We start from the raw sequence: 13,637 nt of genomic DNA, 5'->3' as shown, positions 1-13,637 counted from the left end.
CGCGCCGGCGCCATGCCCTGACACCAGATGAAACCTCTGATTACGCTTATTGGCTGCGGCAAGATGGGCAGTGCAATGCTGCATGGCTGGCTTGCTGATTCGGCGCTCGACGCAGATTTTGTGATCATCGAACCGATGGCCGATCATCTTGCCTGGACAGCGTCGCATGACAATGTCCGCATCTATGCCAACGTCGATGCTGCCGCCGCGGCACACAGCAACGCGCGGATGATTGTTCTTGCGGTAAAGCCGCAGATGATGGGCGGCGCCATTGAAGATCTTGGTGCGCTTGTCGGTGATGATACGGCGTTTCTGTCGATTGCCGCCGGTATCCCGACAGGCTGGTTTCATGAACGGCTTGGCGCTGCGGCGCTGGTGTTGCGCTCGATGCCGAATACGCCGGCTGCCATCGGCAAAGGTGTCACGGCGCTGTTCGCCGGTGACGCGCCTGCCGATACAGTGGCTTTGGCCACAACCTTGCTGTCTGCCGTTGGTGTGGTGGTAATGCTGGATGACGAATCGCTGATGGATGCCGTCACGGCGGTATCGGGTTCCGGGCCGGCATATGTCTTCCTTCTTGCCGAGACGATGACAGAGGCCGGCATCAAGGCCGGACTGCCAGCCGAACTGGCGCGCCAGCTTGCCGAGGCCACCGTGTCGGGGGCGGGTGCCCTGATCGAACAATCCGACGAACCGCCATCACAGCTCAGGGTCAACGTCACCAGCAAAGGTGGTACCACGGCGGCGGCGCTGTCTGTGCTGATGGCGGAAAACGGCATGTCGGAACTGATGGCCCGCGCCATCCTCGCGGCACGCGACCGGTCGATAGAGCTTGGCAGATGACTGTGATCGCAGCACCTGTCGCGGCTTGATCCCGCTGCCGTTTGGCACCATCTTCGAAGGGTAATGCCAACGCAAAGGAGTGGTCCGATGTCAGCAAGTGAAACGCCAACCATGATGATGGACAGGCTGGCAGATGCGGCCTGGGATATGCTGGCGGACCAGTCGCCCCGGGCCATTCACATTGATGACGTTGCCAACAGCGCCGATATCGCACCGGCAGCGGCGCGCGCTGTCGCCGGCAGCATCACGGCGTTGATTCTGCATAAATTGCAGCGGCTTGACCGGCAGGCCGTCCTCGAATCGCTGGCCGATCTCGAGGATGCCGGCGACGTGCCGATCCGCGACAAGATTGTCGAGGCGATGATGCATCGCTTTGAAATCTATGTCCCCTATCGGCGGCAGGTGGCGCAGTTGGATATGGCGGCACGGCGCGATCCGGCGCTGGGACTGCGTCTTCTGGATTCGCTGGCCCAGGCGATGCGCATGCTGCTGCGCATGGTCGGTGATGATCTGGCAGGTCTGCAGGGCGAGGCGCGGGTTCGCGGTGTTGCCGGGGTGGCCATGGTGGTGGCCCGGACCTGGAAGGATGACGATACCCCCGATCTGTCCGCTACATTGAAGGAAATCGACCGACGCCTTGCAACGGCCGAGGAATGGGGCCGCACATTGCTGGTTCTTGCCGGCGAGCCGTCACCAGCCCAGGCAGGCGACGATCCCGTGTCAGCCGACGATGACGAGCGTGACCAGACCCCGGGTGGCCGATACCAGTAACCCGTTGACGCACCGGATGGAGAGACCATGAGCCAGAATGATGACATGACCGCACCTGCCAGCTTTGACGATTTCATGAAAATCGATATCCGGTGCGGCACGATTGTCGAGGCGGTTCCGTTTCCCGAAGCGCGCAAGCCGGCTTTCAAGCTGGTCATTGATTTCGGTCCTGAGCATGGCACCCGCAAATCATCGGCCCAGATCACCGAACTCTACAGCCCTGAAACGCTTGTCGGCAAAAAGGTGATGGCGGTGGTGAATTTTCCGCCGCGCCAGATTGGCCCCTTCATGTCAGAGGTTCTGACACTCGGTGTCGCCAACGCGAAGGGTGAGGTGGTGCTGGTTGCGCCCGACAGTGATGCCCCCGACGGCAGCAGACTTCACTGACCTTCGGCGCTGTTTTCCGCCATCTTGATGATGGTCCCGCAACGTGTGGGACTGGAATGTGTAACCGCAGCTGTCAGACTGGCAGCTTGATGATCACCCGCAGGCCGCCAAGCGGCGACTCATCAAGTGTCAGATCGCCGCCATGCCCCATCACGATATCGCTGGTGATTGACAGGCCAAGGCCGGTGCCACCGGTTTGGCGGTTGCGTGATGTTTCAAGTCTGACAAAGGGGCGCAATGCGTCGGCACGGCGTTCGGCTGGAATGCCGGCACCATTGTCGTCAAAGGTGATACTCACCTCGTCATTGCGATAGCTTGCCGCTATGCGTGCCTGCTGTGAATAGGCCAGAGCATTCGAGATGATATTCTCGAACGCACGGCGGATCGCCTTGCGCCGGACTGGAAAGACAGGCAACGGTACCGACGGCGCGTCAAAGACAATATCGAACCCGTGGGTATTTCGGGTCTGGGTGACCATCCGGTCCAGCATGGTCTGCAGGTCGGTATCCTCGGTCGGTTCTTCACCTTCACCTGCGGCAAAACTCAGATAGGCGTCGATCATGCCTTCCATTTCGGCAAGGTCGGCGCGGATCGCCTCGGCATCCTCGCGGTCGCGCATCAATTCAAGCTGCAGGCGGATGCGGGTCAGCGGCGTTCGCAGGTCATGGCTGACACCGGCAAGCATCTCGGTGCGTTCATTGAGCTGCCGCATGATGCGATGGCGCATCGCCTGAAAGGCACGACCTGCCAGCCGCACTTCGCGGGCCCCCTCAAGCCGGTAGTCGGGAGCCTGCCGTCCGAGGCCGAGCGCCCGCGCGGCATTGGCCAGTCGCAGGATCGGCTGGACCTGGCCGCGCATGAACAGCAGGGCGATGGCGAAAAGCAGGATCGACGAGCCGAGTGTCCAGCCAAAGAAGGTCCAGCTTGTCGATGAAAAGATCCGTTTGCGGCTGGCATAGATACGCACCACGCCGGGATCAAGGGCCAGATCGACAAAGACAAGATGCGGGTCCGAGACAAGATCGGCGTGCCATTCATGCTGCAGCCTGGCACCAAGCTCATAGCGCAGGACTTCTTCGGCATAGCTTGTCGGCGGATCGACATTGCGGCCCGGAAATTCGCCCTCGGCATTATATTGGACAGGAAATGAGAAATATTGCCATCCGGTCTGCTGGATCAGTTCGATCGTGGCCTTGTCGGGTGTTTTGCCAAGCCTGTCGGCAAGAAGGCTGATATCGGCGGCAAGCTGGCCGGCCATGTGGCGCGTGACTGTGTCCCAATGGCGTTCATAGAAAATGAACACGGTGATCACCTGCACCAGGATCATTGGCACAAGGATGATGGACAGCATGCGCCCGAAAAGTGTTTTCGGCAGGTAGTTACGAAGTTGCATCGCCACCTCCTGTCGGACTGTCGGTGCGCAGCAACCAGCCTCTGTTACGGACGGTCTGAAGATACACAGGGTAGTGCGGGTCAGGTTCGATCTTGGCCCGCAGCCGCGCCACGGCAACATCGATCGAGCGACCGCGCATGCTGCTGTCCATAGCCTCGGCAATGTCATCACGCGACAGAACCCTGCCGGGCGATTCGGCAAAGCTGGCCAGAAGCTTCTGCTCGGCATTGGTGATGTGAATGCGGCCTGTGCTGTGCATCAGAATGCCGGTGGTGCGGTCGAAACTGTAAGGGCCAAAGGCAATGCTCTTGGTCGGTGCGGCGCGTTGTGCCGCGGCCCGGCTCAGAATGGATCGGATCCGCAGCACGAGTTCGCGTGGTTCAAACGGCTTTGACATATAGTCATCAGCCCCGCTTTCCAGCCCGGCAATGCGATGCTCGGTCTCAGACATGGCGGTCAGAAACAGAGCCGGCACCTGATTGGTGCTGCGGATATCACTCAGAAATTCCAGCCCGGTCTCGCCCGGCATCATGATGTCCACGATCAGCAGGTCGAACACCAACCCTTCAAGAAGCTGGCGCGCATCGGAGGCAGAGCCGACATCGGTAACGCGAAACCCGCTTTCTTCAAGGAAACGCCGCAACAGCAGTCGCAGCCTCTCGTCATCGTCGATGACAAGGATATGCTGCCCCTGCAAGGCGTCATCGCCCATCATGCCCCTGTGCCCCGCCGATCAATCATCCTGCCGTGCCTTGCGTGCATGGCCGAGGGCGTCAACCTGACGCTGCGTTTCCGGATCGAGAAGCCCTTCAAGTACCTTCTGGAACCCTTCCACGGCTGTCATGCCGGCGTCGCGATAGGCCTTGGCGAAACGGCGTCCCTGAACCTCGGTCAGTCGTGATTCCAGCGCGGTCCCCCGGTCTGTCAGATAGAGAAGCCGCTGCCGCCTGTCCTCGGGGCCGGTCTTCTGGACAACATGGTCGGTATCGACAAGTGCCGACAGGACGCGCGACAGGCTCTGCTTGGTGATCTTTAGGATTGCCAGCAATTCGCTGACCGTGATTCCGGGATTGCGACCAATGAAATAGATCGCGCGGTGATGGGCCCGGCCCATATTCTGTTCGGCAAGGATCGAATCCGCTTCGCCGGTAAAGTCCCTGTAGGCAAAGAACATCAGCTCTATGCCGCGCCGAAGCTCCTCCTCGCGCAGGAACAGAGCCTTTCCGATGGGTTTTATGTCAGCCATGTTGACCAATAATCCGAGACGATGGTAGCGTGAGGAATAGTTACCACAATAAGACCGGATTGGAACTAATTTTGCCATCCGGTTTGTGCGGCACGGTGGGGCGTGACCGCTGGAGGAGACGAATATGGCCTTGATTCCGTTCGATGACCGTGACGGCAGCATCTGGCTGGATGGCGAGATTATTCCATGGCGCGATGCAAAGACGCACACGCTGAGCCATGGTCTTCATTATGCAAGCCTGGTTTTCGAAGGCGAGCGTGTCTATGGCGGCACCATCTTCAAGGGGCGCGAGCATACTGAACGTTTGCGCAATTCCTGCAAACTGATGGATTTCGATATCCCGCTCGGTGATGACGAGGTTGATGCCGCCAAGATGGCGGTGATCGAGGCCAACGGAATCACCGATGGCTATGTACGCGCCTTTTGCTGGCGCGGGTCCGAGATGATGGCCGTTTCGGCGCAGATGACATCGATCCATGTCGCCGTCGCCGCCTGGGAATGGCCAAGTTATTTCGATCCGGAAACAAAGATGAAGGGTATCACCCTCGATATCGCGAAATGGAAGCGCCCATCACCTGAATCGGCACCGGTTCATGCCAAGGCGGCTGGTCTGTATATGATCTGCACATTGTCCAAGCATGAGGCCGAGAAGAAAGGCTTTCAGGATGCGCTGATGCTGGATTACCGCGGCTATATTGCCGAGGCCACAGGTGCCAACGTCTTTTTCGTCGATGATGCGGGGACGATCCACACCCCGATTGCCGATTGTTTTCTCGACGGGATCACCCGCCGGACGGTCATTGCGCTTGCCGAGGCAAAGCAGATGAAAGTCGTTCAGCGTCACATGACGCCGGAGGACATGGCCGGCATGAAGGAATGTTTCCTGACCGGAACGGCTGCCGAAGTTACCCCGGTTTCGAAGATTGGCGATTACAGCTTCACCCCGGCCGAGGTCAGCCGCGAGCTTGTCGATGGTTATGAAGATCTGGTGCGGGGCCGCATCTCGATCTGACAGGCAGAATGACTGCGACGGCGCGCGGTCAGCTTTCCCAGCGCCGCCGCGCCGCATCGTCACTTTCACGGGCATCGACCCAGCTTGTCTTGTCGCCGCGTTCCTCGGCCTTCCAGAATGGCGCGTCCGTTTTCAGGAAATCCATGATGAACTGTGCCGCATCAAAGGCTGCCTGGCGGTGTGGTGACGCGGCACCGACGAGCACAATCTGATCTCCTGCCTCAAGCCTGCCGACACGATGGATGATGGTCACATCCTCAAGCGGCCAGCGGGCACGGGCGACCGCCTCTATCCGTTCAAGTTCGGATTCGGTCATGCCGGGATAATGTTCCAATGTCATCGCGGTGACGCCATTGTCGCTGCTGAGTCCGCGGACGGTCCCGACAAACAGCGCGATTGCGCCGACGGCGTCGGCCTGCAGCGCCCGGCTTTCAGCGCCAACATCGAAATCCTCTGTCTGCACACGAACAGCCACGTCTCAGCCTCCGGTTACAGGTGGAAAAAAGGCAACCTCGTCGCCGGCGGCGACAGCTGTGTCAAGATCGCCATAGTTGCGATTTACCGCCACGCGAACCGCCTGCATGTCCTTGAGTGCCAGCGCATGTCCATCAGACATGGCGATCAGATGCGGGACCAGTTCGCCCACACAGCTCACACCGTCCGGTAGCGCGACAGTTTCGACCCCGGTCCCCGTATGTTCGCGCATCCAGGCGAAATATCTGACCGACAGGCTGGCCGGTGCTGAGGTGATATTGGTCACAATGCAGACTCCCTGAAGGGTATGAAGGCCAGATAGTCTCCGACAGCCACACCGTCATTTTCAACCGGAATTTCCACAAGCCCATCGGCGCCGGTCAGTGAGGACAGCACGCCCGCCCCCTTGCGACCGTGAAGCAGCATTTCAGGCGTGCCGTCCGCACCGGTGGCAAGTCTGACCCGAAGATATTCGGCACGTCCAGGCGATTTGCGATGCTCGAAACCGCATCTCATCGGACAGCGGAGCAGGGCCGGTGGCGTGCCGCCGGCCATGGTCGCAAGAACCGGTGCCGCGACAAGCCGGTAACAGACAAAGGCGGCAACCGGATTGCCGGGAAGGCACAATACCGGCGCGCCTGACGTGGCGATGCCGGCTGCCATGGGACGACCGGGCTTTATGCCAAGCCGCCAGAAGGCCGGCGTGATATCGAGTCGCCGCATTGCCTCCTGGGTGTGGTCTTCATCGCCGTCGGACGCGCCACCGGACGATATCACGGCGTCGCAATCGGCGAGGGCGTCACGATAACGGTCGGTCAGTGCCTCTGCCCTGTCGGGAACGATCCCGAAATCCTGTACCAGATGACCGTCACTCTCCAGCAGTGATGCCAGCATCGGCCGGTTGGAGTCGTGGAGCTGTCCAGGCTTGGTGGGTGACCCGGCTGCAACCACCTCATCTCCCATCGACAGCAACCCCACGCGAAGTCGTCTGAACACGGTCATATGCGCGTTTCCGGCGGCAGCGGCGATTCCTACCTCGGCCGGGCCGATGCGGCAGCCGGCGCTGGCAATCAGTTCACCCGTGCGCAGATTTTCACCGGCAGGGCGGTTGTTGGCGCCACGTCTGACGGGGCGGGTGATTCGCACGGTGCCGGACGCATCGTCGGCGGTGCAGAATTCCTGCATCGCCACCGCGTCTGCGCCGCGTGGCATCACCGCGCCGGTAAAGATTCTGACAGCCTGGCCCGGGCCAACTTCACCCGCATGGGGATGTCCCGCCGCGGCACGCCCGATGACCGGAAAGTCATGATCGGGGTTGCTGGCCAGAAAATCCGCATCAACAGCATAGCCGTCGACAGCCGCATTGTTGGTTGCTGGCAGATCATGCCCCGCCACCATGTCCGCGGCCAGCAGACGACCTGCCGCCTCGGCGACCGGAACGATTTCGGTATCGGTGAGACGCGCAATGCCGGCCGTCAGGGTCTGCACGGCCTGGTCAGGGGCGAGGCTGTCGCCATAGAGATCGGCCGTATCGCTCATGATGCTGCCGCGATTGTGCCGTTGCCGGCCTGCTCGCAGATGAAGGTGATGATTGCACTGACATCATTCAGGTCCAGAAGATGCGGCGGCGCGGTCGGCAGCGCGGATGCGTCGTCAGTGGCGACGGCGATGATCTGTGCATCTTCGGTAAACAGAGGCGGCTTGCCGGTTGCCAGCCTGAAGATTTCGATTTTCGGGATGGGTTCACGCTTGAAACCCTCAACAATCACGATGTCGGCAGGTGACAGCGCATCAAGCAGGTCTTCAAGCCGGCGTTCCCCGCGGTCGCGATTTTCAGTGAAAAGCACCGATCGGGCCTGTGATGATACGACAACCTGACGGGCCCCCGCCGCGCGGTGCCGGTAACTGTCCTTGCCGGGCTTGTCGGCATCGAATCCGTGATGCGCATGTTTGATGGTGGCAACCTCAAGACCACGCGCGGTCAGCCCGGCAATCACCTGTTCGGCAAGTGTTGTCTTGCCGCTGCCGGACCATCCGGCAAGCCCGATCACCAGGCCGTGCCGCGCGCGCGCCGCATCAAGGCGCGGGCCTGCATCCAATGTCTCAGACATGATTCAGCGTTCCTCGCAGATAGGCTATGCCGGTCTGTGCTGTGATCAGCGCCGCCAGCCACAGGGTGATCAGACCGGCCTCGTTCACGAAAGGCACCTGCGGAAAGACAGGGGCAGCCATGATCAGCCCGATTGCCACCAGCTGCAGTGTGGTCTTCCATTTTGCCAGCTGTGACACCGGAATTGTCACGCTTCTTCCGGCCATGAATTCACGTATGCCGGAAATCAGGAACTCGCGGGTGATGATGATGAGCGCCGGCAGGAAGAACAGCCAGCCATCGCCTGTCACCCTGGCCAGGGCCAGCAGACAGACACCGATCAACACCTTGTCGGCAATCGGATCAAGCATGGCGCCGAATTTCGAAGCGATGCCCAGCCGGCGCGCCATCCAGCCATCAAGGAAATCCGAAATGCTGGCAAGGATGAATAGCGCCAGCGCCGGTGCGTAACCGCTGGCCACATCGTCAGTCCAGATCAGAATGGCGACCACCGGTGCCACGACCAGCCGCAGGACGGTCATCAGGTTTGGCAGAGATTTAAGCGCGATATTCATCGGCAAGGTTTACCCAGGCTAGTTTCAGGTCGGCCCATATCAGGTCGGCCCGTATCAGGTTCAGCGGCGCGTTGTTGATCATGCTGGTACATCGTATCAGGAATGACCACTGTAAAACCAATCATAGATTTGTCGCGCCACCGCTTTCGAGATTCCATCAACTGATTCAAGATCATCAAGGCCGGCGCTGGAAATGGCGCGGGCCGATCCAAAATGCGCCAGCAGCGCTTTCTTGCGTTTCGGACCAATACCGGGAACGCCGTCAAGCGGGCTGGTCAGCTCGGTTTTCTGTCGTTTGGCGCGGTGTGTTCCAATGGCCCAGCGATGCGCCTCATCCCGGAGTCGCTGCAGGAAATGCATGGCCGATGCCTGTGGTGACAGGGTAAAGCTGTCGCGGCCCCGCATATGGAACTGTTCACGACCGGCATTGCGGTCGGGTCCCTTGGAGATCGCAACCACCGTGATATCGCTGACGCCAAGATCATCCATGATCTCCAGCACCGAGCTGAGCTGACCCTTGCCGCCATCGATCAGCAACAGGTCCGGCCAGTTGCCGCTGGTGCGGTCGGGGTCTTCTTTCAGCGCGCGTTCGAACCGGCGGCGAATGACCTGGCGCATCATTGCGAAGTCATCGCCGCCTGTGACCGCCTCGGGTCCATTGTCACGGATGTTGAACTTGCGGTAGGCGGCTTTGTTGAAGCCTTCCGGGCCGGCGACAATCATGCCGCCAACAGCATGCTGACCCTGAATGTGCGAATTGTCATAGACCTCGACCCGCTCGGGTGCGGCCTCCATGACGAACAGCTCGCCAAGCTCGGCAAGAAGACGTCGCTGCGAGCTGGTATCGGCAAGGTTGCGGGCCAGTGCCTCTTCGGCATTGTGGATCGCCATGGCGGCAAGCTTGCGCCGCGCGCCCCGCTGTGGCTGGCTGATCCTGACCCGCCGTCCGGCCCGTGTCGACAGCGCCTCGGCAAGAAGGTTCTGTTCCTCGGCCCGGTCCGACAACAGGATTTCCGACGGCGGATCCTTGTCGTCATAGAACTGGCCGAGAAAGGCCGTCAGCACGTCGGCGGCACTGCTGTCGGCATTATGGGTCAGGAAATAGGACCTGTTGCCGTAATTGGAACCACCGCGGATGAAAAAGGTCTGGATGCAGGATCGCTCGCCGCTGCGTGCCACGGCAATGATGTCGGCGTCGCGCAGGTTGGGAACATTGATGTCCTGGCTTGCCTGAATGCCGCTCAGGGCGCGGATGCGGTTGCGCCAGATTGCGGCTGTCTCGAATTCCAGCGCCTCGGCCGCCTTGTGCATTCGATCGGCGTAGTCACGCTGGATTTCAGCCGAAGCGCCTGACAGGAACCGCCGCGCCTGGTCAAGCTGGGCGGCGTAGTCCTGTTCGCTGACAAGCCCGACACAGGGGCCGCTGCATCTTTTGATCTGATATTGCAGACAGGGCCGGGTGCGCACACTGAAAATCGAATCCGAACAGGTGCGCAGCATGAAGGCCCGCGCCAGGTCGGCCACTGTCCGGTTCACAGCCCCGGCCGAGGCAAAGGGGCCGAAATAGTCACCCTTGCGGGTCTTGCGGCCGCGATGTTTGGTCAGCTGGCCAAACGGGTGGTCGGCGGTCAGCAGGATCTGCGGCAGGCTCTTGTCATCGCGAAGAAGGATATTGTAGCGCGGCTTCAGCTTCTTGATCAGATTCGATTCAAGAAGCAGCGCCTCGATTTCCGATTTGGTGACGATGACTTCAAGGGTCTCGGTCTCGCTGACCATCCGCATCAGCCGGTTCGACAGGCGGTTCGGCTGGGTATAGCTGGTCACACGCCGCGCCAGATTGCGCGCCTTGCCGACATAAAGCGCCTCGCCGACACCGTTCAGCATCCGGTAAACGCCGGGATCGCCCGTCAGTTTGCGGACCTCACCCTTCAGATAGGCAAGGCCGCGCGACAGGTCGGGTGGCAGGTTGGCGCCGCCGCCATCCTTCAGCTTGTCGTGCAAATCTGCGTCCGTCATCATGCGTCAATCTAACCGTCATCTGGCCGGGGTGATAGGGGGTGCGGCACGCCGCCCGCATCCGGGTGTTTCACAGGCGAAAACCTATCCCCGAAAGCTGTGGATAACTATGTGGATGAAATGCCATGGCCGTGTCTTGGTGACTGAAAACATGGAAAATTTTACGGAATGATGAAATTTTAGGCATATCTTGAAAAAGTCAATTAATACATTGGGTTACAATTGTCATTCTGAATTAGTTATTGCTAATTTTGGGGTGAACGGATGTAAAATCCGGATCACAACACAGAAATGTGAAGTTGTGCAAAACAGCCTCCGATTCGTCCGTTACCGACAGAAAGCTGTCAAGCCGGGCATGCAAAAAAATACGCCTGATTCATCCTTTTTTGAAAAACCGAATAAAATCAGTTATCGCCAACAATGTCTTCATCCTGTCAGCGACGACGGGGACGTTTTCGCGGGCTGCTGCCGGGGGTGCCTGCGGGAAAGCGTGCCGCCCCGGAGCCGCCCTTGCGACCCTCAATCCGGCCCGCATCGCGTCCGGCATCGGCGTGGCGCTGGGCGATGGCCTGCGGCACGCCGGGGGCGGTCAGGCCAAGCTCGGCAGCTTCCATCCGGCGAATCTCGTCACGAAGCCGTGCCGCTTCCTCGAATTCCAGATTGGCGGCGGCGTCCTGCATTGATTTCTCGAGGTCGGCAATTACCGTGGCGTAATTGTTGCCAACCAGATCGCCGGCCTTGGCACCGGCCTCCGGCGTGACATGGTCGCCGCGCTCATAGACCGAATCGAGAACGTCATTGATGTCCTTGCGGATCGATTCAGGGGTGATGCCATGTTCCTTGTTCCAGGCCTCCTGCTTGGCCCGCCGGCGGTTCGTCTCGTCCAGCGCATATTGCATCGAGTCGGTCACCTTGTCGGCATAGAGGATGACCCGCCCGTCGACATTCCGCGCCGCCCTGCCAATGGTCTGGATCAGCGATGTCCTTGAGCGAAGATAGCCTTCCTTGTCGGCATCCAGAATCCCGACAAGCGCGCATTCGGGAATGTCCAGCCCTTCACGTAGAAGGTTGATTCCGATCAGCACGTCGAACACGCCAAGCCGCAGATCGCGCATGATCTCGATCCGCTCCAGCGTGTCGATGTCAGAATGCAGATAGCGCACGCGGATGCCGGCCTCATACATGTATTCCGACAGCGCCTCGGCCATTTTCTTGGTCAGGGTGGTGATCAATACCCGCTGGCCCTTTGCCGCCGCCTCGCGGCATTCGGCGATGATGTCGTCGACCTGGCTTGTCGTCGGGCGGACGATACAGTCCGGGTCGGTCAGCCCGGTCGGGCGCACCACCTGTTCGGAAAACACGCCGCCGGTGCGCTCCATCTCCCATTTGCCGGGGGTGGCCGAGACATGGATCGTCTGCGGGCGGAAGCCCTCCCATTCCTCGAATTTCAGCGGTCTGTTGTCCATGCAGGATGGCAGCCGGAACCCATAGTTCGACAGCGTACTCTTGCGGGCGAAGTCGCCTTTGTACATGGCGCCGATCTGCGGCACCGTGACATGGCTTTCATCGATGATCAGAAGCGCGTTTTCCGGCAGATATTCGAACAGCGTCGGTGGCGGTTCGCCGGCGCCGCGCCCCGACAGATAGCGCGAGTAATTCTCGATCCCGGCACAGGATCCGGTAGCCTCGATCATCTCGATATCGAACTGGGTGCGCTGCTCGATCCGCTGCGCCTCCAGCAATTTCCCCTGCTCGGTGAATTCGGCGATACGCTGCTTCAGCTCGGCACGGATCAGCTTTGTCGCCTGCTGCAGGGTCGGGCGCGGGGTAACATAGTGGGAATTGGCGAACACCGTGATCTGCGGCAGTTTCGCCGTCTTCTCGCCGGTCAGTGGATCGATCTCGAAGATATCCTCGATCTCGTCGCCAAACAGCGAGATCCGCCAGGCCCTGTCCTCGAGGTGGGCCGGGAACAGCTCGACATTGTCGCCGCGCACGCGAAAGGTGCCGCGCACGAAATTGGTGTCGTTGCGGCGATACTGCAATTCGGTCAGCCGGCGCAGCAGGGTCTGTCGTTCGATCTCCTCGCCGACGGCAAGGCGAAAGGTCATGGTTGAATAGGTTTCGACCGATCCGATGCCATAGATGCAGGACACCGAGGCGACGATGATCACATCGTCGCGTTCCAGCAGCGCCCGTGTCGCCGAATGGCGCATGCGGTCGATCTGTTCGTTGATCGAGCTTTCCTTCTCGATATAGGTGTCGGACCGCGGCACATAGGCCTCTGGCTGGTAATAGTCGTAATAGGACACGAAATATTCCACCGCATTGTCGGGGAACAGCGACTTCATCTCGCCATAGAGCTGCGCTGCCAGTGTCTTGTTCGGGGCCAGGATCAGCGTTGGTCGCTTGATCTGGCGGATCACATGCGCGGCGGTGAATGTCTTTCCCGACCCGGTAACGCCAAGCAGCACCTGGTCGCGCTCGCCATTCCGGATTCCCTCGACCAGCTCGGCAATCGCCTGCGGCTGGTCACCGGCCGGGGAAAATTCCGACTGCAGGTCGAAATCGGCAGGCGCGCGCGGGCGGGTGATGATCATCTCGCCGACAGACGCATCCACGGTTTCGGGGCTGCCGGTACCGGTTCCTGGCACGGCACCGGGGGCGGGCTGGCCGGGGGCCGGCATGTCGGGCGATGGGGTCGCGTCTTCCATAGCTGAAAGATAGGCGGTGCAGGCAGGCGAGGGAAGGGGGCGAGGGTGAATGAGTGTTGGTTGCCTAAGAAAGGCATTCGTACCTTTACGTTATTTTTACCATTGATCGGATAACGT

14 protein-coding genes are annotated in these 13,637 nt (G+C 60.3%); 4 read left to right on the top strand and 10 right to left on the bottom strand.

Annotated elements, in window-relative coordinates:
* Positions 1-27: 27 nt before the first annotated feature.
* The 3 genes from proC (at position 28) to AB3X55_08655 (ending at position 2,001) form a co-directional block, all read left to right on the top strand.
* Positions 28-843, top strand: coding sequence for a pyrroline-5-carboxylate reductase (proC, locus tag AB3X55_08665; GenBank protein MEX0503651.1), 816 nt, complete (start codon positions 28-30; stop codon positions 841-843).
* An 87-nt stretch (positions 844-930) separates the two neighbouring features.
* Positions 931-1,614 carry a hypothetical protein gene (locus AB3X55_08660; protein ID MEX0503650.1) on the top strand — a complete coding sequence of 228 codons (684 nt, stop codon included), beginning with the start codon at positions 931-933 and terminating at the stop codon, positions 1,612-1,614.
* A 27-nt stretch (positions 1,615-1,641) separates the two neighbouring features.
* Positions 1,642-2,001 (top strand): tRNA-binding protein, encoded by a 360-nt coding sequence (locus AB3X55_08655; GenBank protein MEX0503649.1) that lies wholly within the window; start codon positions 1,642-1,644, stop codon positions 1,999-2,001.
* Positions 2,002-2,074: 73 nt separating this feature from the next.
* Here AB3X55_08655 and AB3X55_08650 read toward each other — a convergent pair whose 3' ends face one another.
* The 3 genes from AB3X55_08650 to AB3X55_08640 are packed head-to-tail and all read right to left on the bottom strand — an operon-like array spanning position 2,075 to position 4,640.
* Positions 2,075-3,394, bottom strand: coding sequence for an ATP-binding protein (locus AB3X55_08650; GenBank protein MEX0503648.1), 1,320 nt, complete (start codon positions 3,392-3,394; stop codon positions 2,075-2,077).
* Entirely contained in the window at positions 3,381-4,109 is a 729-nt protein-coding gene (locus tag AB3X55_08645) for a response regulator transcription factor (GenBank protein MEX0503647.1), read from the bottom strand. Before AB3X55_08645 ends, AB3X55_08650 begins: the two co-directional genes overlap by 14 nt.
* A gap of 18 nt (positions 4,110-4,127) precedes the next feature.
* A complete protein-coding gene (locus tag AB3X55_08640; protein MEX0503646.1) occupies positions 4,128-4,640 on the bottom strand; it encodes a MarR family winged helix-turn-helix transcriptional regulator in 513 nt (170 codons plus the stop codon).
* Between the two features lie 124 nt (positions 4,641-4,764).
* On the opposite strand from AB3X55_08640, the gene AB3X55_08635 reads away from it, so the two are divergent.
* Positions 4,765-5,652: a branched-chain amino acid aminotransferase gene (locus AB3X55_08635; GenBank protein MEX0503645.1), complete on the top strand. Its 888-nt coding sequence runs from the start codon at positions 4,765-4,767 to the stop codon at positions 5,650-5,652.
* A gap of 28 nt (positions 5,653-5,680) precedes the next feature.
* Here the strand turns inward: AB3X55_08635 and AB3X55_08630 are convergent, their stop codons facing one another.
* From AB3X55_08630 to uvrB, 7 genes are all read right to left on the bottom strand, one after another.
* Complete coding sequence (locus AB3X55_08630; protein MEX0503644.1) at positions 5,681-6,127, bottom strand: molybdenum cofactor biosynthesis protein MoaE; 447 nt, start codon at positions 6,125-6,127, stop codon at positions 5,681-5,683.
* Between the two features lie 3 nt (positions 6,128-6,130).
* Positions 6,131-6,412 (bottom strand): molybdopterin converting factor subunit 1, encoded by a 282-nt coding sequence (gene moaD, locus AB3X55_08625; GenBank protein MEX0503643.1) that lies wholly within the window; start codon positions 6,410-6,412, stop codon positions 6,131-6,133.
* Positions 6,409-7,665, bottom strand: a complete 1,257-nt coding sequence (glp, locus tag AB3X55_08620; protein MEX0503642.1) for a gephyrin-like molybdotransferase Glp — start codon at positions 7,663-7,665, stop codon at positions 6,409-6,411. Before glp ends, moaD begins: the two co-directional genes overlap by 4 nt.
* Positions 7,662-8,237, bottom strand: coding sequence for a molybdopterin-guanine dinucleotide biosynthesis protein B (mobB, locus tag AB3X55_08615; GenBank protein ID MEX0503641.1), 576 nt, complete (start codon positions 8,235-8,237; stop codon positions 7,662-7,664). Before mobB ends, glp begins: the two co-directional genes overlap by 4 nt.
* Entirely contained in the window at positions 8,230-8,790 is a 561-nt protein-coding gene (pgsA, locus tag AB3X55_08610) for a CDP-diacylglycerol--glycerol-3-phosphate 3-phosphatidyltransferase (GenBank protein MEX0503640.1), read from the bottom strand. Before pgsA ends, mobB begins: the two co-directional genes overlap by 8 nt.
* Positions 8,791-8,886: 96 nt before the next feature.
* Positions 8,887-10,809, bottom strand: a complete 1,923-nt coding sequence (gene uvrC / locus AB3X55_08605) for an excinuclease ABC subunit UvrC (GenBank protein MEX0503639.1) — start codon at positions 10,807-10,809, stop codon at positions 8,887-8,889.
* Between the two features lie 431 nt (positions 10,810-11,240).
* Positions 11,241-13,406 carry an excinuclease ABC subunit UvrB gene (gene uvrB, locus AB3X55_08600; protein ID MEX0503638.1) on the bottom strand — a complete coding sequence of 722 codons (2,166 nt, stop codon included), beginning with the start codon at positions 13,404-13,406 and terminating at the stop codon, positions 11,241-11,243.
* Between the last annotated feature and the right edge of the window lie 231 nt (positions 13,407-13,637).

The sequence above is a fragment of the Alphaproteobacteria bacterium LSUCC0719 genome (genome assembly GCA_040839025.1).
Taxonomy (GTDB): Bacteria; Pseudomonadota; Alphaproteobacteria; order Puniceispirillales; family Puniceispirillaceae; genus UBA8309.
This window is presented reverse-complemented; position numbering and strand designations above follow the sequence as displayed.

Bases quoted from the DNA above. Each gene is read 5' to 3' on its own strand.
- AB3X55_08635 (MEX0503645.1), top strand. From the start codon at position 4,765: ATGGCCTTGATTCCGTTCGATGACCGTGACGGCAGCATCTGGCTGGAT.
- AB3X55_08640 (MEX0503646.1), bottom strand. From the start codon at position 4,640: ATGGCTGACATAAAACCCATCGGAAAGGCTCTGTTCCTGCGCGAGGAG.
- glp (MEX0503642.1), bottom strand. From the start codon at position 7,665: ATGAGCGATACGGCCGATCTCTATGGCGACAGCCTCGCCCCTGACCAG.
- AB3X55_08655 (MEX0503649.1), top strand. From the start codon at position 1,642: ATGAGCCAGAATGATGACATGACCGCACCTGCCAGCTTTGACGATTTC.
- AB3X55_08645 (MEX0503647.1), bottom strand. From the start codon at position 4,109: ATGATGGGCGATGACGCCTTGCAGGGGCAGCATATCCTTGTCATCGAC.
- AB3X55_08660 (MEX0503650.1), top strand. From the start codon at position 931: ATGTCAGCAAGTGAAACGCCAACCATGATGATGGACAGGCTGGCAGAT.
- pgsA (MEX0503640.1), bottom strand. From the start codon at position 8,790: ATGAATATCGCGCTTAAATCTCTGCCAAACCTGATGACCGTCCTGCGG.
- uvrC (MEX0503639.1), bottom strand. From the start codon at position 10,809: ATGATGACGGACGCAGATTTGCACGACAAGCTGAAGGATGGCGGCGGC.
- proC (MEX0503651.1), top strand. From the start codon at position 28: ATGAAACCTCTGATTACGCTTATTGGCTGCGGCAAGATGGGCAGTGCA.
- mobB (MEX0503641.1), bottom strand. From the start codon at position 8,237: ATGTCTGAGACATTGGATGCAGGCCCGCGCCTTGATGCGGCGCGCGCG.
- uvrB (MEX0503638.1), bottom strand. From the start codon at position 13,406: ATGATCATCACCCGCCCGCGCGCGCCTGCCGATTTCGACCTGCAGTCG.
- AB3X55_08650 (MEX0503648.1), bottom strand. From the start codon at position 3,394: ATGCAACTTCGTAACTACCTGCCGAAAACACTTTTCGGGCGCATGCTG.